The organism is Chromobacterium alkanivorans (assembly GCF_016937655.1).
Classification (GTDB): Bacteria; Pseudomonadota; Gammaproteobacteria; order Burkholderiales; family Chromobacteriaceae; genus Chromobacterium; species Chromobacterium alkanivorans.
On the sequence record NZ_JAFHKL010000007.1, the window covers coordinates 130592 to 150411 of the forward strand.

Sequence of the window (19820 nt, forward strand, 5' to 3'; positions counted from 1 at the left end):
ATGGCGAGTGGATTTATACTGCCTCGGCCTGCAGGTGCCGCAGATACGCGTCCGCGCTGGCCTCGATCTCGGCGTCGCTCAGATCGTGCTCGGCGCCGTGCAGCGCGAAGCCGGGCAGCCACTCGGCGCGGAGGTAGCGGCAGGTCAGCTCGAACGGCCGCAGCACTTCCTCCATCCGGTACAGATAGCGGCCGTCGGGCGCGAAGTCCCGCTCGCGGATGCCGGTGGACACCGCCACGCTGATGCGCTTGTCCCGCATGCGCCAGTCTTCCGGCCACGCGCCGATGGCGAAGCCCTCGTCCAGCACCTGGTCCAGCCACGTCTTCAACAAGGGCGGCGAACTGAACCAGTACAGCGGAAACTGCAGCACGATGCGCTGGTGGCGGTTCAAGAGCGCCTGTTCTCGCGCCACGTCGATGTTTCCGTCCGGGTAGGCCTGGTACAGCGCGTGCACGGTATAGCGCTCCGGATGCCGGCTCAACGCGGCCATCCAGCGGCGGTTGATTCGGGATTGCTCGAGATCGGGGTGGGCAACGATGATCAGGGTTTTCATGGCGCTTCCTGTAAAATGGGAACCGCCATGCTATCAATTGATCAAGTTGTTGATAAGTATGCACTTTTTTGTTTCATAAGCACCAAAAGGTAACTGTGCCCGCATGAGCGAACTGAATTTTCCCATCGACGCCACCATGCGGCTGGTGGGCGGCAAATGGAAGTGCGCGATCCTGTGCCACTTGTCCGAGGACAGCCGGCGCACCGGCGAACTGCGCCGCTTGCTGGGCGGGGTGTCGCAGAAAGTGCTGACCGAGCAGCTGCGCGAACTGGAGCGCGACGGCCTGATCGCGCGCACGGTGTACGCCGAGGTGCCGCCGCGGGTGGACTACCGGCTGACCGAGCTGGGCGACACGCTGCGGCCGGTGATAGACGCGATGTGCGCCTGGGGCGCTTTCTATCTGGAGCGGCCGACGGCGGGCGTATAATGCGGGCGCGATAAAACCAGAAAAGGGCTGTTCCGTGAAACTTGCGCCTCTCCTCGTCTCCTCCCTGCTGGCCGCGACGGCCGTCAACGGCTGGGCCGCCCCGCTGAAACTGCGGGTGCTGGAAACCTCAGACGTGCACATGAACCTGCTGGACTACGACTACTACCAGGACAAGCTGACACAGGACTTCGGCCTGGCGCGCGCGGCGACGCTGATCCGCGCGGCGCGGCAAGAGGCGCCCAACAGCCTGCTGATAGACAACGGCGACCTGTTGCAGGGCAACCCGCTGGGCGATCTGGTGGCCAAGATTCAGCCGCTGCGCGCCGGCGAGGTTCATCCCGCCTACAAAGTGCTCAACTGGCTGCGCTACGACGCCGGCAATATCGGCAACCACGAATTCAACTACGGCTTGCCCTTTCTTGGCCAGGCGCTGAAGACCGCGGCCTTCCCCTACGTCAACGCCAATGTGGTGGACGCCAAGACCGGCCGGCCTTACTTCCAGCCTTATGCGCTGCTCAAGCGCGAATTCAAGGACGAGGACGGCCAGCCGCAGATGCTGAACATCGGCGTGATCGGCTTTGTGCCGCCGCAGATCATGCAGTGGGACAAGGCCAATCTGCAGGGCAAGGTGGAAGTGCTGGACATCGTCGACACTGCGCGCCGCTACCTGCCCGAGCTCAAGCAGAAGGGCGCCGACATCGTGATCGCGGTGCCGCATTCCGGTTTCGAAAAAGGCGAGAGCGCGCGCTTCGCCGAGAACTCGGTGGCCGGGCTGGCCGAGGTGGCCGGCATCGACGCCATCCTGTTCGGCCACGCCCACGCCGAATTCCCGTCCGCCGCCTTCGCCGGCTATCCCAAGGTGGATCTGGCCGCCGGCACCATCAACGGCGTGCCGGCGGTGATGCCGGGCCGCTGGGGCGACCATATCGGCGTGGTGGACCTGGTGCTGGAGCGCGGCGACGGCGGCTGGAGGGTGAGCGGCAAGCAGGCCGGCCTGCGCGCCATCTACGACAAGAAAGCCAAGCGGCCCCTGGCCGAGGCCGAACCCAAGGTGGCCGAGCTGATCGCCGCCGAGCATCGCCGGACCCTGGACTATGTGCGCGGCAAGGTGGCGGAAACCCGCGCGCCGATCTACAGCTACTTCGCCCAGGCGGCGGACGATCCCTCGGTGCAGATCGTGGCCGAGGCCCAGGCCTGGTATGTGAAAAACGCGGTCAAGGGCACCGAGTACGAAGGCTTGCCGGTGTTGTCCGCCGCCGCGCCGTTCAAGGCCGGCGGCCGCCAGGGCTGGAATTACTACACCGACATCCCGGCCGGCCCGCTGGCGATCCGCAATCTGGCCGATCTCTACATTTATCCCAACACCCTGAAGGCGGTGAAGGTCAGCGGCCGCGAAGTGCGCGAGTGGCTGGAAATGTCGGCCGGGCAGTTTCTGCGCGTCGATCCCAAGGGGCCCAAGACCCAGCCGCTGCTGAACCCGGAATTCCGCTCCTACAACTTCGACAGCATCGTCGGCGTCAGCTATGAGATCGACGTCAGCCAGCCGGCGCGCTACGACGCCGACGGCAAGCTGGCGGCGCCGGACAGCCATCGCATCGTCAAGCTGAGCTACCAGGGCAAGCCGATAGACGAGAACGCCAGCTTCCTGGTGGCCACCAACAACTACCGCGCCTCCGGCGGCGGCCATTTCCCCGGCATCGACGCCAGCCGCGTGGTGGTGGATTCGCCGGACGAGAACCGCGCGGCGGTGGCGGCCTATCTGGCCGAGCGCAAGGTGGTGGATCCGGCGGCCAAGCCGGCCTGGCGCATCCAGCCGGTGGCCGGCGTCGCCATGCGCTTCGACACCGGCGCCGGCGCGTTGTGCTATCTGGCGCGCCAGCCGCAGTTCCGCCTGGCGGCGGAGCATGGCGACGGTTCGGTGAGCCTGGAATTGGTGGAGTAGGTGTCGTTAAAGCCCCTCTCCCCTTGCGGGAGAGGGGGTGGGGAGAGGGGAAGGAAGGTCGCCGCGACGATGCAGCTGGCTGCGCACCTCGGCCGGCTGCAGCGCCTCGCGCAGCCGCGCCAGCGCGGCGTCGATGCGGGCTTGGCCGCACATGAACAGGTCCAGCGCGGCGTAGCCGTGTTCCGGCCAGGTGTGGATGCTGAGGTGGGACTCCATCAGCAACAGGATGCCGGTGACGCCCTGGGCCTCGCCGAAGTGGTGAACATGGCCGGCCAGCACGGTGGCGCCGGCGGCCTGCGCCGCCCGGCGCAGCGCCTGCTCCACCTGGGCCGGATCGCTGAGGCGCTGCGGCGGACAGCCGTGAAAATCCGCCAGCAGGTGCCGGCCGATCGCCGTTTTCATTTATGTCCGCCGCCGCCGCTGCCCCAGCCGGAAGAGCCGCCGCCACTGCCGCTGCTCCAGCTGCGCGAACCGGTGCCGCGGCTAGAGCTGTCCATATTGGAGAAATTGATCATGGTGGTGATCACGATCACCAGCAGGCAAAAGGCTTTATAGAGTCCTGGCGACATCGCGTTCAGTCCTTCTGCTTGAGCGGTATCGCCAGCACGCAGCAGGCGAAGAAGCAGATCAGCAGTCCATCGCCGATATCCTGGCTCAGCAAGGCCAGCGGCAGGTTGATCAATAACAGCACCAGGCCGAATTTGACGGCGATGGCCTTCAAGTCCCCGCCGTCGTCCTCCGCGGCGGAGAATCCCGGTTCAATCGGGGTTGGGCTGCCGAACCAGCGGCCGACCTCGACCGAGGTGGCCAGGCTGCTGCAGCTCCAGTTCAGTTCCTGCGCCGACAGCTCGCGCGACAAGCGCTTTTGCCCGCCCGAGATCTGGTATTCGCTGAGCAGCACTTGGTCGCCCAGTTGGGCGCGCCAGGGGAAGGCGCCGGCGGCGTAGACGATGCGGGCGGCGTAGTCGGGATAGGCGCGCTGATAGGCCTTGTTGCCCAGCATCGCGTAGTCGGCGCGCAGGCTGTCCACCCACACGTCCATCAACTCGCCGATGAACCAGCCGTCGCCGCTTTCCACCAGCCAGCGGAAACCCTTGTCCACGTTGTAGAGCAGGTATTCGCACCAGCGGCTGTCGGCGTCTTCTTCCTCGGCCCACACCAGCGCGCCGGTCAGCGTCCATGGCAATTTATCGATGGTGGCGGTCTTGCCCAGTTCCAGCGTCAGCGGCGTGTCCAGCCGCTGTTGCGCGGCGCTCAGCGCCAGCGCCTGGTCGCCGCTGGCGTCCACCTGGGTGTGGCAGTGGCCGCAGATCAGCTGGGTGGCGGTGCCGGCGCGGTAGCTCAGCGGCGCGGCGCAGGACGGACACTCCAGCGAGGCGACGCTGCCCTTCAGCTTGCCGGTGGCTTCTTCTATCATCCGCGCGTCGCGCAGCCGCTCCATGCGCAGCTGCGGCAGGGTGACGGCGTTGCCGAGGAAAAGCTGAGGCTTTTGCGGGTTGTCGGAGTAGTCCAGCGTCAGGAATTGCGCCTGCCGGCGCGCGTCCACTACCTTGGCCTGCCAGCCGGCGCCCACCTGGAACGGCAGCTCGCCCTCGCCGGCGGTGCATTCGGCGGCGCGCACATCGGACACCACGAAGTCGACCTTGTCGTGGCGGAAGGCGGCGCCGGGGCGTTGCTGCTCGAATCCGGCCGCCTGCGGCGCAGCGCCGACGGCCAGCGTCAGCGTGTACTGGCCGACGCTTTCCGACAGCCAGCCGTCGCCGCCGTCGTCGAACAGCAGATACCACTCGTTCCACAGGCCGGCGTCGTAGCGCAGCTGGATGCGGCCAACGACGCTGAAGCCGCGGCCCATGTATTGGCCGCAGCTGGTGATTTGCAGCGGCGAGTAATCATTGAGCAGCGCCGCCATCTTGCCGATGTCGCGCACGCTGTCCGCGCTGCGCAGCAGGGTGCTCTGACAATAGGCGCACACCGCCATGGCGGAGGCTTCGGACTTGAACTCGACATCGGCGCCGCAAGAGGGGCAGGCAATACGGTACATGCGCTAGCTTAGCCCACCAGTTTCTTCAGCACGTCGGCCTTGGCCGCGTCGTAATCGGCCTGGGTGATCAGGCCCTGGTCCAGCAAGCCTTTGAGCTGGGCCAGCTTGGCTTGCGGATTGTCCGCCGCCGGCGCGGCGGCCGGGGCTGCTGGCGCGCCGGGCGCGGCCTCCGGCTGCACCGCCTGTTGCATGGCTTGGCCCATCAGCTGGCCGACGCCTACGCCGGCCGCCAAACCGGCGCCCAGGCCGGCGATGCCGCCCTCGTTCTGCGCCGCCAGCGGAATGCTTTCCGCCGCCTGATAGCGGGTGTACTGGTTGAGATCGCCGGCCATGCCCATGGCGATGCGCTTGTCTATGGCTTTTTGCAGTTCTTCCGGCAGCGAGATGTTCTCCACCGCGAAGCTGTCCAGTTCCAGGCCCAGGCGCTGGAAGACCGGGAGCAGCGCTTCGCGGATCTTGTCCGCCATCAGGCCCTGGTTGCCGGCCATGTCGAGGAAGGGCACGCCGCTGCCGCCCAGCACGCTGCTCATGGTGGCCACCACCTGATTGCGCAGTTGCAGCTCCAGATCGTCGCGGCTGTAGCTGTCGCGGGTGCCGCTGACCTCGGTGAAGAACAGGCGCGGATCGGCCACGCGGTAGGAATAGACGCCGAAGGCGCGCAGCCGCACCATGCCGAAGTCCTGGTCGCGTATGGTCACCGGCTGGGCGGTGCCCCATTTGCGGCCCAGCTGCAGCCGGGTGCTGAAGAAGTGCACGTCGGACTTGAAGGGGGATTCGAACAGCTTGTCCCAGTTCTTCAGATAGGTCAGCACCGGCAGGGTCTGGGTGGTCAGCTTGTACATGCCGGGTTCGAACACGTCGGCGATCTTGCCTTCGTTGATGAACACCGCCGCCTGCGACTCGCGCACCGTCAGGCTGCCGCCGTACTGGATCTCGTTGTCCTGCATCGGATAACGCCAGGCCAGCACTCCGTCTTCCTGCTCCTGCCATTCCAGGATGTCGATGAACTGCTTCTTGATGAAAGACATCAGGCTCATAGTGTCTGCTCCAATTGAAAAGGCGCGGCCGGGTTCAGGACAGGCTGCCGGCGTTGATCAGTCCCACCGCCAGGTGGATGGAACCGGCCAGGATGCCCATCGCCAGATTATTGTCTACCAGCGCGCGGCTCAGGTCCTTCAGACAGCGCGCCACCACCATGTGGACGAGGATCTGCACCAGCATGGCCAGCAGCGCCCACAGCATGAAGCTGTTCCAGTTGTTCAGGTGCCAGGCGCTGGAGGCCAGCGTCAGCGAGAAGCCCAGCAGAGCGCCGGCGAAGGAGACGGCGGCGGCGTGGCCGTGGTCGCGGATCAGCTTCAATTCGTCTATCGGCGTGATCCAGCAATAGATCACCGCGAACAGCGCCAGCAGCGCGAGGCCGCTGCCCATATAAGTCAGGTAGGCGAGCAGGGCGGGCAGGAAGGCGGCAATCATGGTCGGGCGTCCTTTGCAGAGGCGGGGTGCGCGCGGCGCTTGGCCGTGGGCTGGGGCATAATGGCGGCTATTTTACCCACAATGACAATCCAATGCGAAATCGCTTGCTGATAGTATCGGTGTTTATCGTGGCCTCCTGCGGGCTGGCCTACGAGCTGATCACCGGCGCGCTGGCCAGTTACTTGCTGGGCGACTCGGTGCTGCAGTTCTCTTCCATCATAGGCTGTTACCTGTTCGCCATGGGGGTGGGATCCCACCTGTCCAAGTACGTGAAGGACGAGCGGGTGCTGGACGCCTTCATCGAGATCGAACTGCTGGTCGGCCTGATCGGCGGCGTGTCCGCCGCCGTGCTGTTCCTGGTGTTCGCCTGGGCCGGCGAGCCGTTCCGGCTGGTGCTCTACGGCCTGGTCTTCGTGATCGGGGTGTTGGTGGGCATGGAGATCCCGCTGGTGATGCGGGCGATGAACCAGCGCCAGGCGAGCTTTTCCGAGCTGGTCAGCCAGGTGCTGACCTTCGACTACCTGGGCGCGCTGGCGGTGTCGCTGCTGTTTCCGCTGGTGCTGGCGCCCAAGCTGGGCCTGGCGCGCAGCGCCTTGCTGTTCGGCCTGCTCAACGCCGGCGTGGCGCTGTGGGCCTGCCGCGCCTTCCGCCGCGAACTGCGCCAGCCCGGCCTGCAACTGGCGCGCAGCGGCGTGGTTCTGCTGCTGCTGGCCGGCGGCTTCCTGGCCTCCGACCATCTGACGCGCTGGAGCGAGAAGGCGGTGTACGGCGACGAGATCATCCACGCCGAGACCACGCCCTACCAGCGGCTGGTGATCACCAAGTGGAAGAGCGATCTGCGGCTCTACATCAACGGCAATCTGCAATTCTCCAGCCGCGACGAGCACCGCTACCACGAGGCGCTGGTGCATCCGGTGCTGGCCAAGCTGCCGTGGGCGCGCAATGTGCTGGTGCTGGGCGGCGGCGACGGCCTGGCGGTGCGCGAGATGCTGAAGTACCGCAATATCCAGCGCATCACCCTGGTGGACCTGGACCCGGCGATGACCCGGCTGTTCAGCCGCTCCGAGCCGCTGCGGGCCTTGAACCAGGGCTCCTTGACCGATCCGCGCGTCACCGTGGTCAACGACGACGCCGCGCGCTGGCTGGAGCAGGACCACGGCAGCTTCGACGCCGTCATCGTCGATTTTCCCGATCCGTCCAATTTCGCGCTGGGCAAATTGTATTCGGTGCCGCTGTACCGGCTGCTGGCGCGCCACCTGGCGGAAAACGGGCTGGCGGTGGTGCAATCCACCTCGCCGATGCACGCGCCGCGCTCGTTCTGGAGCGTGGACGCCACCTTGCGCGCCGCCGGCCTGAGCACCACGCCCTATCACGCCTATGTGCCTTCCTTCGGCGAATGGGGCTTCATCATCGCCGCCAAGAAGCCCGGCTACACGCCGCCGGAGCGCTATACGGTGCCGCTGCGTTTCCTGGACAAGGAGGCCACGCGCCAGATGTTCTTCTTCCCGCCGGACATGCCGCGCTGGAAGGTGTTGCCCAATGAGCTGAACAATCAGCAATTGGTGCACTACTTCGAGCAGGACTGGTCGCAGGTGCTGCGCTGATGCGCCGCCGCGAGGTCTTGCGGCTGGCGGCGGCGCTGGCCGGCCTGCCCCTGCTGTCCGGCTGCGAGCGAGTGATGCGGCTGGGCGTGCCGCTGCGCTTGAACCGGCCGGGCATGGCCGCCGGCCACCGGCTGCGCGGCGGCATGAGGCCGCCGCCGCCGCGCGAAACGCGCCGCTGCCGCGTCGCCATCGTCGGCAGCGGCGTGGCCGGCCTGTTCGCCGCCTGGCGGCTGCGCAAGGAGGGCTTCGACGACGTGGTGGTGCTGGACGGACCGGAACCGGACGGCAACGCCGCCGCCGGCGCTTTCGGCGGCTATCGCTATCCCACCGGCGCTCACTATCTGCCGCTGCCGTCGCCGGAGTCGCGCCATGTGCGCGAGCTGCTGGCCGAAATGGGGGTGATCGAGTCCGACTCCTACGGCGCGCGGCCGCGTTTCGACGAACGCGCGACCGTGCACGCGCCGGACGAGCGGTTGTGGCTGGACGGCCAATGGCAGGAAGGCCTGCTGCCGCGGCTGGGCATGGGCGCGGACGAGTTGGCGCAGCAGCGTCGTTTTCTCGCCCAGACCGCGGCCTGGCGCGAACAGCGCGGCAGCGACGGCCGCCGCGTGTTCTGCGTGCCGGTGGCTTTGTCCTCGCAAGACCCGGCCTGGACCGCGCTGGACCGGCTGAGTTTCGCCGACTGGCTGCGGGCCAACGGCTACACCGCGCCCGGCCTGCTGTGGTATCTGGACTACTGCTGCCGCGACGATTACGGCAGCGCGCTGGCCGCCACTTCGGCCTGGGCCGGCCTGCACTATTTTTGCAGCCGCGGCGGCCAGGCGGCCAATGCCGAGGAGGGCGCGGTGCTGACCTGGCCGGATGGGCTGAATCCGCTGATCCGTCATCTGCGCGCCCGCATCGGCGCCGAGCGGCAATGGCCGGGCGTGGCCTGGCGAGCGGCGCCGGCCGGCGGCGGCATGGCGGTGGACTACCTGGACGCGGCCGGCGTAAGCCGGCGTCTGCTGGCCGAGCGGGTGATCCTGGCCACGCCCTTGCACGTCAGTCTGCACCTGAGCGGGCAATTGCCGGAACTGGGCTTCGAACGGCGCCACCTGCCGCCGCGCGCGCCGTGGCTGATAGGCAATTTCCTGATCGACCGTTTCCCGGCGGAGCCGGCCGCCGCGCCGCTGGCCTGGGACAATGTGGTGTACGGCAGCCGCGGCCTGGGCTATGTGGTGTCCACTCACCAGCTGATCCGCGCCGCCAAGCCGGAGCGCAGCGTGTTCACCAGCTACCACGCCTTCGCCGACCTGGCGCCGGCGGATGCGCGTAAAATGCTGGAGGTCGCCAGCGCCGAAGACTTGTTCGCCGTCGCCGCCGCCGATTTGCTGACTGTCTACGGCTGGCGTTTCCGTCAGTCGCTGCTGCAAGTGGAACTGACCGCGCGCGGCCACGCGATGGCCAGTCCGGCGCCGGGCTTTTTGTCCAATCCCGGCCTGCAAGCCTTGCGCGCGGCCGACGGCCCGCTCTTGTTCGCTCATTCCGATCTCAGCGGCCTGTCGCTGTTCGAGGAGGCGGCGTGGTGGGGGGAGCGGGCGGCCTTGAAGGTGCTTGGCGCATGAGGCGGCAAGCGCCTGATGTTCCACGTGAAACCCGGATTGAACGATGACCGAAGCCCTGATTTCGACTGAAAAACTCACCGCCGCCCTGCGGCGTTTCGCCGACGAACGCGACTGGAACCGCTATCACAAGCCGCGCGGCCTGATGCTGGCCCTGGTGGGGGAAGTGGGCGAGCTGGCGGAAATCTTCCAATGGCTGAGCGACGAGGACGCGGTCGCGCTGCGCGACGATCCGGCGCGCTTCACCCATCTGCAGGAAGAAATCGCCGACGTGCTGCTCTACCTGACGATGTTGGCGATGGCGACCGGCGTGGACCTGGACGCGGCGGTGCGCGACAAGATGGCCAAGAACGCCGTCAAATACCCTGTGCCAACGGCCGGCTGAGCCATTGGCATGAAAAAGCTAAGCTAAGGTTCGGCGCCGCGATACGCTGGTTGAACCAGGCTTACATTTCGCTTCATTCATTAGCTGGAATGGATAGATGTCCGAGCAAATCCGCCGCCTGCGCCAGATGCTGGAGCAGGCGGAAACCATTGTGGCGCTGACCGGCGCCGGCATGAGCACGGAGTCCGGCATCCCGGACTTCCGTTCCGCCAACGGCTTGTGGTCGCGCAGCATGAGCCTGGCCGAGGTGGTGTCCATCGATTATTTCCGCCGCGATCCGGAGGCGTTCTGGCAGGCGTTCCGCGAAATATTCCGCATCAAGCTGATTGGCGACTACCGGCCCAACGAAGGGCACCAGTTTCTGGCGGAACTGGAGCAGCAAGGCAAGCGGGTGACGGTGCTGACCCAGAACATCGACGGCCTGCACGCGCGCGCCGGCAGCGGCCGGGTGCTGGAGCTGCACGGCAGCTTGCTGACCGCCAGCTGCCCCAGCTGCGACACCACCCACGCGCTGGATTACGTGCTGCACCATCCGCTGCCGGTCTGCCGGTTGTGCCACGACGTGCTCAAGCCGGACGTGGTGCTGTACGGCGAGGCGGTGCCCTTGATCGAGCTGGCCTTCGACGCCGCCTTGCAGGCGGATCTGCTCTTGGTGATGGGCTCGTCGCTGGAGGTGTCGCCGGTCAACCTGATTCCGCTGGAAGCGGCGCAGGCCAGCGTGGCCACCGCCTTGATCAATTACACGCCCACGCGCATGGACCACGCCTTTGATCTGCGCATCCTGGGCGGCATAGGGGAGACCTGCCGCGCCTTGTCCGGGGCCTGAGAACCTGTTCAAAGTCTGCTGCGCGTCGTGAAGCGTTGCACGGCGAGTACGAGCTCAAAATGCTCATGTACCGCTCGTACATTCCGCTTTTTCGCCAGTTTTCGCCTGGTCTCGCCCTTGCTCGCGAGACTTTGACCAGGCGCTGAGCGCGCGGACGGCAGAAGCAGGGCGGCGAAGCTTCGCGTAAAAATTCATTTGGTATTTCTGTGGCAAGCTCCTATCTTTAAACATGTTGCAAAACCGTTGAAAAGGGGAATTTACAAATGGATGCCATCAACTGGACTCACTGGTCCGATCTGGCGGTGAAAATCGGCCTCAACATCGTGTCGGCCATCTTGCTGTGGCTGGTGGGCCGCTGGCTGATCAATTTCGCCACCCGCCTGCTGGACGCCAAGCTGGCCAGCAAATCGCTGGACCACACCATCCGCCAGTACGTGAAGTCTTTCCTGGACGTGACGCTGACCATCGTGCTGGTGATCGGCATCCTAGGCTTCTTCGGGGTGCAGACCACCACCTTCGCCGCGGTGATCGCCGCCGCCGGCGTGGCGGTGGGCATGGCCTGGAGCGGCTTGTTGGCCAACTTCGCCGCCGGCATCTTCCTGGTGGTGCTGCGGCCGTTCAAAGTGGGCGATCTGGTGGGCGTGGCCGGCGTCGTCGGCACGGTCAAGCACATCGGCCTGTTCGCCACCGCGGTGGACACGCCGGACGGGGTGCTGACCCTGATCGGCAACAACAAGATATTTTCCGACACCATCCAGAACTTCAGCGCCACCGAGCAGCGCCGGGTGGACCTGAAAGCCCAGTTGGCCGCCAGCGCCGATCACGCGGCGGCGATGAGCTTGCTGCGGGAGACGGTGGCCAAGGTGCCCAATGTGCTGGCCAGCCCGGCGCCGGACGTGGGCCTGCTGGAGTTCACGCCCTTGGGGCCGGTGTTGGCGGTGCGGCCGTATTGCAAGCCGCAGGACTACTGGCAGGTGTATTTCGACAGCAACCGCGTGATTCGCGAAACCCTGGCCGCCGGCGGCTTCCCGGCGCCGGAGCAGGCGATGGTGGTGCGCCAGAGCTGAGCGCCGCGGACGCCAGACGACAACGGGGCCGACGGCCCCGTTTTGTTGTCCGCTTCCCGGTTCAGCGGACGCCGTTCTGACGCGCGAACTCGTCCATCTGCCGCTTGAGCTCGGGCAGCAAGCGCTGGTTGAGGTCCTGCATCACCGCCGGACCGGTTTCCGCCACGATCTTGGGCATCAGCCGCAACATCTTGCTGCCGGTGGGGGTTTGATAAAAAGCGCTCATCTCGCGGATCTCGGCGACGCTGAAGTGCTTGCTCAGCGCCTGGACCTGCACCTCTTGCAACAACTTGCGGGTTTCGGCGGACTGGAAATAGGCTTGTTGGGTTTTCCGCAGCTGTTGCAGAAAAGCGCCGATCTTGTCTTTGCAAGCCGGCGTCTGCGCGCAGTTCGGCTGGCTTTGCCACAGCTGCTGCTCCATTTGCTGCTGCATGGTGGCTTCCATCTGCTGCATCGTCTGCACGATCATCTCGTCGTAACGCATCGCCTGCAGCAACGCTTTGGCGGCGGCGGCGCTGTCTTCGGCGGCGAGCGCCGGGCCGGCGTGGAACAGCGCGGCGCACAGGCCGGCGGCGAGAAGGGGCTTAAGGCGCATGGTCGTTTCTCTTGTTGGAATAAACGACCATGCTGATGGCTTAGATGATTGGCGTCAATTGAGTGGAGTCTTGCTCAAGAGGCCGGCGGGAAATCTCCCAGATCCTCGCAGCGCTCCACCAGCAGGCTGTCCGGGCTGGTGTTGGGAACGTAGACCTGGTTGACCGGCGACGGCGGATAGTTGGGGTCCGGCGCGCAATCGGCGCTCTGGCCCGGTCCCACCGCCACCTGGGCGCCCACTTTCAATTGGCAGCGCACCACGCGGTTGAGCTGGCTCCAGCTCGGGCAGATGGCGTTGGCGGCGCGGTAGGCGGCCACCGGCCCTTGCGGCGCGCTGAACGACCACCAGCGGCCCAGCCGCGAATTGGCCTTGCCGCTGTCGTACACCCGGTAGACCGTCACGGTTTGATCCGCGGCGTCCTGGCGCCGCACCTGGCCGGCGCACAGGCCGCCTTTGCCGGGCTGGCCCAGCGCGCTGTTCAGCAAAGCGGGATTGTCGACCACGCTCATGCCCGGCATCGGCGGCTGGGTCTGGCCGGCGCAGCGGTCGCTGCCGGGCGTGGACGCGCAGCCCAGCAAGAGGGCGCAGGCGAAGGCGAGCAAGCCATGGCGACAGTTCAGGGACATACGGGATCTCCTATGCGGACGAGCTTGGGATGGGGCGGCGCGGGAGCGCGCCAGTCTTGAAGCTAGAAAATGCCTATGGCATTTTCAATTGGAGAAAGGGGCGGCTGGCAGAAAGGACGGGCGAAAAAAGAGGGCGTCGACATGGTCGACGCCCGCAAGCTGTAGGAACACTCGGGTACTACGTTTACAGCAACTTCATTGCTTTGACTTAGGCGACCTGGCGGTTCTTGCCGCCCGGCTTCAGCTCGCCCAGCAACTGCGCCTGTTTGCTCTTGGCCTGCTGGTAGTTGCGCTCCTTGATGTGGCCGAAGCCGCGCACGCCTTCCCAGGTTTTGACCAGTTCCGCCGCGCGCGGCAGCGCGTCCAGCGTCAGGCCGCCGAGCAGGTCTTCCACTTGGCGTTCGAATTCGCCGATCAAGCGGCGCTCCAGCTTGCGGTCGGCCTGCCGGGCGAACGGGTCCAGCAGGGTGCCGCGCAGGAAGCGCAGTTTGGCCAGCCACTTCATGCCGGTCAGCAGCCAGGGGCCGAAGGCCACTTTGCGCGGCTGGCCGCCGGTGATCCAGCCGGCGCCGATATGGAAGCGCAGCTGGAAGTCGCCGTCGAACTGTTGCGCCAGCTCGCGCTGGAAGCTGCCGTCGGTGTAGAGCCGCGCCACTTCGAACTCGTCCTTGTACGCCAGCACATGGTAGTAGTTCTTGGCCACCGCCAGCGTCAGCGCGCTGCTGGCCGGGTTCAGCGCCTCCTCGGCCTGGCGCACGCGGGACACCAGCGCTTTGTAGCGCTCGGCCAGCGCCGCGTTCTGGTAGGCGGTCAGCGCGGTGGCGCGGTGGTGCAGCACAGCGTCTGGAGTTTCACGCGGAACGAAGGCCACCACCGCCGACGGGCTGACCAGCGCTTCGATGCGCGCCGGGTCGTGGGCGGCGTGGCGGCCCCAGCTGAAGGCGTCCTGGTTGAACTTGACCGCGGCGCCGTTCAGCCGCACCGCTTCCATGATGGCTTCCAGCGTCACCGGCACCAAACCCTTTTGCCAGGCGTAGCCGAGCATGAACATATTGCTGGCGATGGCGTCGCCCAGCAGCGAGGTGGCCAGCCGGGTGGCGTTGACCTCGCTGTAGCGGCCGGCGCCCACCGATTCCACGATGGCCTCTTTCATCGCCTTGCTGGGGAAGCGCACGTCCGGGTTTCTCAGGAAGGCGCTGGTCGGCGATTCGTAGTTGTTGACGATGGCGTGGCTGAAGCCGTCGCGCATCTTGGCCAGCGCCTCCTCGGCGGCGGTCACCACCAGATCGCAGCCCAGCACCAGGTTGGCGTCGCCGGCGGCGATGCGCACCGCGTGCAGTTTGTCCTGGCTGTCGGCGATGCGCACGTGCGACCACACCGAGCCGCCTTTCTGCGCCAGGCCGGCCATGTCCAGCACGGTGACGCCCTTGCGGTCCAGGTAGGCGGCCATGCCCAAGACCTGGCCTATGGTGACCACGCCGGTGCCGCCGACGCCGGTGACCATGATGCTGAACGGTTCGCTGAGCAGGGGGATCGCCGGTTCCGGCAGCGGCGGCATCGTGCTCAGGCTGGCGCTGCTGCCGGCGGATTTCTTCAGCTGGCCGCCTTCCACGGTGACGAAGCTGGGGCAGAAGCCTTCGACGCAGGAGTAGTCCTTATTGCAGCTGGACTGATCGATCTTGCGCTTGCGGCCCAGCGGGGTTTCCACCGGCAACACCGACAGACAGCCGGATTTCTGGCCGCAGTCGCCGCAGCCCTCGCACACCTGCTGATTGATGAAGGCGCGCTTGGCCGGGTCGGGGTAGTCGCCGCGCTTGCGGCGGCGGCGCTTCTCGGCGGCGCAGGTCTGATCGTGGATCAGGATGCTGGTGCCCTCGACTTCGCGCAGCTCTTTTTGCAGCCGGTCCAGCTCGCGGCGGTGGAACACTTCCACGCCGGCCGCCAGGCCCTGGACGTTCTGGTATTTGTCCGGATCGTCGCTGGTGATGACGATGCGCTTGATGCCTTCCGCCGCCAGCTGGCGGGTGATCATGGGCACATCCAGATAGCCGTCCACGTGCTGGCCGCCGGTCATCGCCACCGCGTCGTTGTACAGGATCTTGTAGGTGATGTTGACCTTGGCGGCCACGGCGGCGCGGATGGCCAGCAGGCCGGAGTGGAAATAGGTGCCGTCGCCCAGATTGGTGAAGATGTGCTTGGTGTGGGTGAACGGCGCCTGGCCCACCCAGGTGATGCCTTCGCCGCCCATCTGGGTGAAGGTTTTGGTGCTGTCGGCCTGGATCCAGTGCGCCATGTAATGACAGCCGATGCCGGCGACGGCGCGGCTGCCTTCCGGCACCTTGGTGCTGGTGTTGTGCGGACAGCCGGAGCAGTAGTGGGGCACGCGGGCGATGGATTCGCGCGGCTTGACCAGCTGGGCTTCCTTGTCGTCGTAGAACTTCAGCCGGTCGTGGATGATGGGGCTGTCGAAGATCAGCGCCAGCCGGCCGGCGATGGCGCGGGCTATCATCGCCGGGGTCAGCTCGCCGGCGGCCGGCAGCAGCCAGTCGCCGTGCGGCAGCGCCCATTCGCCTTTTTCGGCGAATTTGCCCACCACGCGCGGCCGCACGTCGTCGCGCCAGTTGTACAGCTGCTCTTTCAACTGGTATTCGATGATCTGGCGTTTTTCCTCCACCACCAGGATTTCTTCCAGCCCTTCGGCGAACTGGCGCACGCCTTCCGGCTCCAGCGGCCACACCATGCCCACCTTGAAGATGCGCAGGCCGATGTCGGCGGCCAGCGCCTCGTCTATGCCCAGGTCGTCCAGCGCCTGCATCACGTCCAGATAACTCTTGCCACAGGTGATGATGCCCAGCCGCGGCTTGGGCGAATCCAGCGTGATGTGGTTCAGCTTGTTGGCGCGGGCGTAGGCCAGCGCCGCGTACAGGCGGTGGTGCAGCACGCGTTTTTCCTGCGCCAGCGGCGCGTCCGGCCAGCGGATGTTGAGGCCGTCCTCGGGCAGCGGGAAGTCTTCCGGAATCTTGAACTGCAGGCGCTCCGGCGAAATGTCGACGATGGCCGAGCTTTCAATGGTGTCGGAGATCGCCTTGATCGACACCCAGCAGCCGGAATAGCGGCTCATCGCCCAGCCGTGCAGGCCGTAATCGATGATTTCCTGCACCCCGGACGGGCTCAGCACCGGAATCATGCTGGCGGCCAGGATGTGGTCGGATTGATGCGGGAAGGTGGACGATTTGGCCGCGTGGTCGTCGCCGGCCACCAGCAACACTCCGCCGTGGCGGCTGGTGCCGGCGGCGTTGCCGTGCTTGAGCACGTCGCCGGAGCGGTCCACGCCCGGGCCCTTGCCGTACCACAGCGCGTAGACGCCGTCGTATTTGGGGCCGTCGAACATATTCACCTGCTGGGTGCCCCAGACCGCGGTGGCGGCCAGGTCCTCGTTGAGGCCGGGGTGGAACACCACATTGTGTTCCTTCAGGTATTTGCCGGCCTTCTGCATGGTCTGGTCGACGTTGCCCAGCGGCGAGCCGCGGTAGCCGGTGACGTAGCCGGCGGTGTTGAGTCCGGCGGCGCGGTCCAGTTGTTGTTGCAGCATGGGCAGGCGCACCAGCGCCTGAATCCCGGTCATCAGCACCTGGCCGGTGGGGGCCGTGTATTTTTCTTCCAGGTCTGCGTGGCGGATCGACATGGTTTCTCCTCCTGTCATTCTCGGGCGCGTCCGGCGGGCGCTGGCGCCGCGCGGCGGACGACCCATCGCTTGTGGCGATGGGGCCGGCCTGCGCCTTGTGGGCGCGTGCGGCCGGCCTTCTCCTTAAGTTTTAGACCCGCTGGCCCGGCGCCACCGCCCCTAAATTCGGGGCGGCGGTCCGGTGCGTCTGCGCCCGCCGCATGCTTGCGGTCTGTGCGGCGCCGACGGCTTCTCCTTTGTTGTCAGCGGTTGAGCTCCATCTCCAGCCGGTATTGTTTTTGATCGCCGGCGCGCCGGCGCGGTCCCTGGTCCGGGGCTGGGTTCTAGAGTCTTTTCTCTATTTGCTCGGACTATAAGTTACGTTTACGTCAACGTCAAAGAGATTGACTGATCTGGACGGCGACTGCGGCGATTGTGCCAGCGCAGCATGCTTATTATCCGGAAAGTCATTGTTTTAAATAATGAACAATCTGTTGATTGAATTGCGGTTTTTCCAAAGAGTCAATTTGGTTAAGCTGTCATCCTGACCCCCTCTCTTGCTGTGTGAAATCCCATGAGTCCTGTTTCTTCTACCTCCGAAAGCGGCCGCGGCGTCGCTTTCACCGTTGCCGCCTTCATCTGTTGGGGTCTGTTTCCGTTGTACTGGAAGCCGCTGCACGATGTTCCGGCTTTGCAAATTCTGTGCCACCGCATTGTCTGGTCGGCGGTGTTCGTCGCGGCGGTGCTGACCGCGCGCAATCATTGGGGCTGGCTGCCGGCCGCGGTGCGCGAACCGCGCAAGCTGGGCATTTTCGGCCTGTCGTCCCTGCTGCTGTCGCTGAACTGGCTGATCTATATCTGGGCGGTGAACGCCGGCCACGTGGTGGAGGGCAGCCTGGGCTACTTCATCAACCCGTTGTTCAACGTGCTGCTGGGCAGGCTTTTCCTGTCCGAGCGCCTGAGCGGCCTGCAGAACGCCGCCTTGCTGCTGGCGGCGGCCGGCGTGGCCTGGATCACCTATAGCGCCGGCGCGCTGCCGTGGATCGCGCTGTCGCTGGCGGCCACCTTCGGCCTGTACGGCCTGCTGCGCAAAAAAGCGCCGTTGGCCTCGCTGGAAGGGCTGGCGCTGGAAACCTTCCTGATGACGCCGCTGGCGGCGTTGGCCCTGGTCTGGTTCGAATGGCAGGGACAGAGCGCTTTCGGCCATGGCGGCGCCGTGCAGACGAGTTTGCTGATCGGCGCCGGCGTGGTGACCGCGGTGCCCTTGCTGCTGTTCGCCGCCGGCGCGCGCCGGCTCAAGCTGGCGACGGTGGGGGTGATCCAGTACATAGGCCCCAGCATCCAGCTGACCTTGGGCGTGCTGTTGTTCGGCGAAGCGTTCGACAGCGGCCGCGCGGTGGGTTTCGGCCTGATCTGGGCGGCCTTGTTGCTGTACTCCGCCGCCGGTTTGCTGCAGATGTGGCAGGGGCGGCGCGCCGCCGCGGCCTGAGCTTTTCCGCCGCCGAAGCAGCCCGCGTTTCGCAAGAAACGCGGGCTGTTTTCATTAGGAGAGTCTGCTATAAACCACTCAATGGGCCGTCGCCGGGCGTTTGCGGCGCCGGCCCATTGCCGAGCCGAGTCCGGCCCGTTTCCGTAGTTCAAGAGCATAGAGCGCGGCCGCACCGCGTCGCCATGCATCGTTGTGATGCGCTTGCCGCCCCTGATTGCCCCAAAAACAAGCATTCGCTCCAAACCGCCCGCGCGTCGCCGACGGCGGAGCGGCATGGTCAATTTTTTGCAAGGAGGCGCGTGATGGCGCTCTATCTGGTTAGCGTGGTTTTCTTCGGTTCGGACATCTTGATCCGGCTGGCCCTGCGCGCGCGCTCCCGCGCCTGGGTGGGCGCGGCGCTGGCGGCCGGCCTGTTGCTGGCCTGGCTGTTGTATCCGATGTTGAGCGATTGGGCGCTGCCCTATATGCCGGACGAGCACGGCATGCAGCTTTACGCGGCGCTGGTGGGCCTGCAATTGGGGCTGACCGACGCGGCCATTTCCACCAGCCTGGCCCGTTATCTCGGCTGGTGGCGCTGAGCGTTGAGTCCCTTCGTTCATGTCAACTGGATGTTTGTCGCAGATTATGCTTGACGTCATGCCATCCCGGTAGCAGACTGCGCAGCGTCGCCAGGCCCCGCAAGCCCGGCGGCGCATGCCGGACGTCTTCCCGCTCCCCGCGGGCCAGCCGTCCATGATCTTTATCGTTCTTTACAGGTACCGCCGTCATGGCATCGTTCTTTATTCCCCTGTCGCCGCACTTGCTGCGCGACATTCTCGGCGACGAGCGCGTAGCGCCGGCCGATGGCCGATGGCTGAGCAGCCAGGCCCGACATCAAGACCAACACGTTCAAGACCAGCGTCTGGAGCTGGAACAACGCATTCATCGGCTGCGGCTGGAGAAGGGCGGCTTATGCTGAGCCCCTTGCTCTATAGTCGACGTCTGATGCTGCGCGATTTCCGCCCGGACGACCACGCCGCCTACGCGATGGCGCGCAGCGGCCGCGAGTTCGCCCGTCATTACCCGCCGGAAGAGGTGACGCCGGCGCGCAGCGGGCAGCTGCTGCTGCGTTTTCTGGAGCAGCAGCGCGACACTCCCCGTCGCGGCTGGCAGCTGGCCATCGTGCGCGGCGAGGACAAGGCGCTGCTAGGCTCGGTGGGCCTGCGCGGCCTGGGGCGCGGCGGCGAAGCCAGTTTCGGCATCGAGCTGACGGAATCGGCCTGGGGCCAGGGCTACGCGCTGGAAGCGGCTCGGATGATGCTGGACTTCGGCTACCGCCAGCTGGGCTGGCACCGGATCTGGGCCGATTGCGCGCCCGGCAACATCGCCATGCTGCAATTGGCGCGGCGGCTGGGCTTCATGGTGCAGCCGCTGGGCGCGGAGCCGCGGCTGAGCCTGCTGCTGTCCGCGGTGCCGCCGCCGTTCTCCGGCCCGCGGCGCGAAGTGCTGCAATGGGCCGCCGCCAACGACTAGTCACGGACGCGGTCC

The 19820-nt window shown here is 66.1% G+C and carries 20 protein-coding genes; 11 read left to right on the forward strand and 9 right to left on the reverse strand.

Translation table 11 applies throughout. From position 1 onward, the window contains the following. Positions 1-13: 13 nt before the first annotated feature. The gene (locus JW897_RS13800) at positions 14-553 is read right to left on the reverse strand and encodes an NAD(P)H-dependent oxidoreductase (protein ID WP_205466569.1); all 540 of its coding nucleotides are present in this window, start codon (positions 551-553) and stop codon (positions 14-16) included. 103 nt (positions 554-656) lie between these two features. Here JW897_RS13800 and JW897_RS13805 point away from each other — a divergent pair, with 103 nt between their 5' ends. Both JW897_RS13805 and JW897_RS13810 read left to right on the forward strand, forming a co-directional pair. Then, positions 657-980 (forward strand): winged helix-turn-helix transcriptional regulator, encoded by a 324-nt coding sequence (locus JW897_RS13805; protein ID WP_048412875.1) that lies wholly within the window; start codon positions 657-659, stop codon positions 978-980. 34 nt (positions 981-1014) lie between these two features. Next, entirely contained in the window at positions 1015-2922 is a 1908-nt protein-coding gene (locus JW897_RS13810; RefSeq protein ID WP_205466570.1) for a bifunctional 2',3'-cyclic-nucleotide 2'-phosphodiesterase/3'-nucleotidase, read from the forward strand. 6 nt (positions 2923-2928) lie between these two features. On the opposite strand, the gene speD is transcribed toward JW897_RS13810, so the two are convergent. From speD to JW897_RS13835, 5 genes are read right to left on the reverse strand one after another with little or no spacing between them, the layout of a single operon-like run. Further along, entirely contained in the window at positions 2929-3324 is a 396-nt protein-coding gene (gene speD, locus JW897_RS13815; protein ID WP_205466572.1) for an adenosylmethionine decarboxylase, read from the reverse strand. After that, positions 3321-3491: a hypothetical protein gene (locus JW897_RS13820; RefSeq protein ID WP_156187762.1), complete on the reverse strand. Its 171-nt coding sequence runs from the start codon at positions 3489-3491 to the stop codon at positions 3321-3323. The genes speD and JW897_RS13820 overlap by 4 nt, the downstream gene beginning before the upstream one ends. A 5-nt stretch (positions 3492-3496) precedes the next feature. After that, positions 3497-4963 carry a DUF4178 domain-containing protein gene (locus tag JW897_RS13825; RefSeq protein WP_205466574.1) on the reverse strand — a complete coding sequence of 489 codons (1467 nt, stop codon included), beginning with the start codon at positions 4961-4963 and terminating at the stop codon, positions 3497-3499. A gap of 8 nt (positions 4964-4971) precedes the next feature. Continuing rightward, the gene (locus JW897_RS13830; protein ID WP_205466753.1) at positions 4972-5994 is read right to left on the reverse strand and encodes an SPFH domain-containing protein; all 1023 of its coding nucleotides are present in this window, start codon (positions 5992-5994) and stop codon (positions 4972-4974) included. A 40-nt stretch (positions 5995-6034) separates the two neighbouring features. Continuing rightward, entirely contained in the window at positions 6035-6436 is a 402-nt protein-coding gene (locus JW897_RS13835; RefSeq protein WP_048412880.1) for a DUF350 domain-containing protein, read from the reverse strand. A gap of 92 nt (positions 6437-6528) precedes the next feature. Here JW897_RS13835 and JW897_RS13840 point away from each other — a divergent pair, with 92 nt between their 5' ends. The 5 genes from JW897_RS13840 (at position 6529) to JW897_RS13860 (ending at position 11919) form a co-directional block, all read left to right on the forward strand. After that, the gene (locus tag JW897_RS13840; RefSeq protein WP_205466575.1) at positions 6529-8040 is read left to right on the forward strand and encodes a polyamine aminopropyltransferase; all 1512 of its coding nucleotides are present in this window, start codon (positions 6529-6531) and stop codon (positions 8038-8040) included. Further along, positions 8040-9644, forward strand: a complete 1605-nt coding sequence (locus tag JW897_RS13845) for an FAD-dependent oxidoreductase (protein ID WP_205466576.1) — start codon at positions 8040-8042, stop codon at positions 9642-9644. Before JW897_RS13840 ends, JW897_RS13845 begins: the two co-directional genes overlap by 1 nt. A 43-nt stretch (positions 9645-9687) precedes the next feature. Then, positions 9688-10026, forward strand: a complete 339-nt coding sequence (locus JW897_RS13850) for a nucleotide pyrophosphohydrolase (protein WP_048412882.1) — start codon at positions 9688-9690, stop codon at positions 10024-10026. 97 nt (positions 10027-10123) lie between these two features. Beyond that, complete coding sequence (locus JW897_RS13855; RefSeq protein ID WP_240352203.1) at positions 10124-10852, forward strand: NAD-dependent protein deacylase; 729 nt, start codon at positions 10124-10126, stop codon at positions 10850-10852. 263 nt (positions 10853-11115) lie between these two features. Further along, complete coding sequence (locus JW897_RS13860) at positions 11116-11919, forward strand: mechanosensitive ion channel family protein (RefSeq protein ID WP_205466577.1); 804 nt, start codon at positions 11116-11118, stop codon at positions 11917-11919. Positions 11920-11980: 61 nt separating this feature from the next. Here the strand turns inward: JW897_RS13860 and JW897_RS13865 are convergent, their stop codons facing one another. The 3 genes from JW897_RS13865 to JW897_RS13875 form a co-directional block, all read right to left on the reverse strand. Next, positions 11981-12514: a DUF2059 domain-containing protein gene (locus JW897_RS13865; RefSeq protein ID WP_205466578.1), complete on the reverse strand. Its 534-nt coding sequence runs from the start codon at positions 12512-12514 to the stop codon at positions 11981-11983. Positions 12515-12588: 74 nt separating this feature from the next. Next, complete coding sequence (locus JW897_RS13870) at positions 12589-13140, reverse strand: hypothetical protein (RefSeq protein ID WP_205466580.1); 552 nt, start codon at positions 13138-13140, stop codon at positions 12589-12591. 208 nt (positions 13141-13348) lie between these two features. Beyond that, complete coding sequence (locus tag JW897_RS13875) at positions 13349-16825, reverse strand: indolepyruvate ferredoxin oxidoreductase family protein (RefSeq protein WP_048412886.1); 3477 nt, start codon at positions 16823-16825, stop codon at positions 13349-13351. Positions 16826-17378: 553 nt separating this feature from the next. Here JW897_RS13875 and rarD point away from each other — a divergent pair. The 4 genes from rarD to JW897_RS13895 all read left to right on the forward strand — a co-directional run bounded on the left by rarD (position 17379) and on the right by JW897_RS13895 (position 19805). Continuing rightward, on the forward strand, positions 17379-18293 hold the full coding sequence (rarD, locus tag JW897_RS13880) for an EamA family transporter RarD (RefSeq protein WP_205466582.1): 915 nt from the start codon (positions 17379-17381) through the stop codon (positions 18291-18293). Between the two features lie 302 nt (positions 18294-18595). After that, on the forward strand, positions 18596-18871 hold the full coding sequence (locus JW897_RS13885; RefSeq protein ID WP_048412888.1) for a hypothetical protein: 276 nt from the start codon (positions 18596-18598) through the stop codon (positions 18869-18871). A 188-nt stretch (positions 18872-19059) separates the two neighbouring features. Continuing rightward, positions 19060-19251 (forward strand): hypothetical protein, encoded by a 192-nt coding sequence (locus JW897_RS13890; protein WP_048412889.1) that lies wholly within the window; start codon positions 19060-19062, stop codon positions 19249-19251. Continuing rightward, on the forward strand, positions 19245-19805 hold the full coding sequence (locus JW897_RS13895) for a GNAT family N-acetyltransferase (RefSeq protein WP_205466583.1): 561 nt from the start codon (positions 19245-19247) through the stop codon (positions 19803-19805). The genes JW897_RS13890 and JW897_RS13895 overlap by 7 nt, the downstream gene beginning before the upstream one ends. The last annotated feature ends 15 nt before the right edge of the window (positions 19806-19820 follow it).

Coding starts and splice junctions, on each gene's coding strand:
- JW897_RS13865 (WP_205466578.1), bottom strand. CDS start 12,514: ATGCGCCTTAAGCCCCTTCTCGCCGCCGGCCTGTGCGCCGCGCTGTTC.
- JW897_RS13840 (WP_205466575.1), top strand. CDS start 6,529: ATGCGAAATCGCTTGCTGATAGTATCGGTGTTTATCGTGGCCTCCTGC.
- JW897_RS13845 (WP_205466576.1), top strand. CDS start 8,040: ATGCGCCGCCGCGAGGTCTTGCGGCTGGCGGCGGCGCTGGCCGGCCTG.
- JW897_RS13850 (WP_048412882.1), top strand. CDS start 9,688: ATGACCGAAGCCCTGATTTCGACTGAAAAACTCACCGCCGCCCTGCGG.
- JW897_RS13875 (WP_048412886.1), bottom strand. CDS start 16,825: ATGTCGATCCGCCACGCAGACCTGGAAGAAAAATACACGGCCCCCACC.
- JW897_RS13890 (WP_048412889.1), top strand. CDS start 19,060: ATGGCATCGTTCTTTATTCCCCTGTCGCCGCACTTGCTGCGCGACATT.
- JW897_RS13860 (WP_205466577.1), top strand. CDS start 11,116: ATGGATGCCATCAACTGGACTCACTGGTCCGATCTGGCGGTGAAAATC.
- JW897_RS13800 (WP_205466569.1), bottom strand. CDS start 553: ATGAAAACCCTGATCATCGTTGCCCACCCCGATCTCGAGCAATCCCGA.
- rarD (WP_205466582.1), top strand. CDS start 17,379: ATGAGTCCTGTTTCTTCTACCTCCGAAAGCGGCCGCGGCGTCGCTTTC.
- speD (WP_205466572.1), bottom strand. CDS start 3,324: ATGAAAACGGCGATCGGCCGGCACCTGCTGGCGGATTTTCACGGCTGT.
- JW897_RS13805 (WP_048412875.1), top strand. CDS start 657: ATGAGCGAACTGAATTTTCCCATCGACGCCACCATGCGGCTGGTGGGC.
- JW897_RS13825 (WP_205466574.1), bottom strand. CDS start 4,963: ATGTACCGTATTGCCTGCCCCTCTTGCGGCGCCGATGTCGAGTTCAAG.
- JW897_RS13885 (WP_048412888.1), top strand. CDS start 18,596: ATGGCGCTCTATCTGGTTAGCGTGGTTTTCTTCGGTTCGGACATCTTG.
- JW897_RS13870 (WP_205466580.1), bottom strand. CDS start 13,140: ATGTCCCTGAACTGTCGCCATGGCTTGCTCGCCTTCGCCTGCGCCCTC.
- JW897_RS13855 (WP_240352203.1), top strand. CDS start 10,124: ATGTCCGAGCAAATCCGCCGCCTGCGCCAGATGCTGGAGCAGGCGGAA.
- JW897_RS13895 (WP_205466583.1), top strand. CDS start 19,245: ATGCTGAGCCCCTTGCTCTATAGTCGACGTCTGATGCTGCGCGATTTC.
- JW897_RS13835 (WP_048412880.1), bottom strand. CDS start 6,436: ATGATTGCCGCCTTCCTGCCCGCCCTGCTCGCCTACCTGACTTATATG.
- JW897_RS13820 (WP_156187762.1), bottom strand. CDS start 3,491: ATGTCGCCAGGACTCTATAAAGCCTTTTGCCTGCTGGTGATCGTGATC.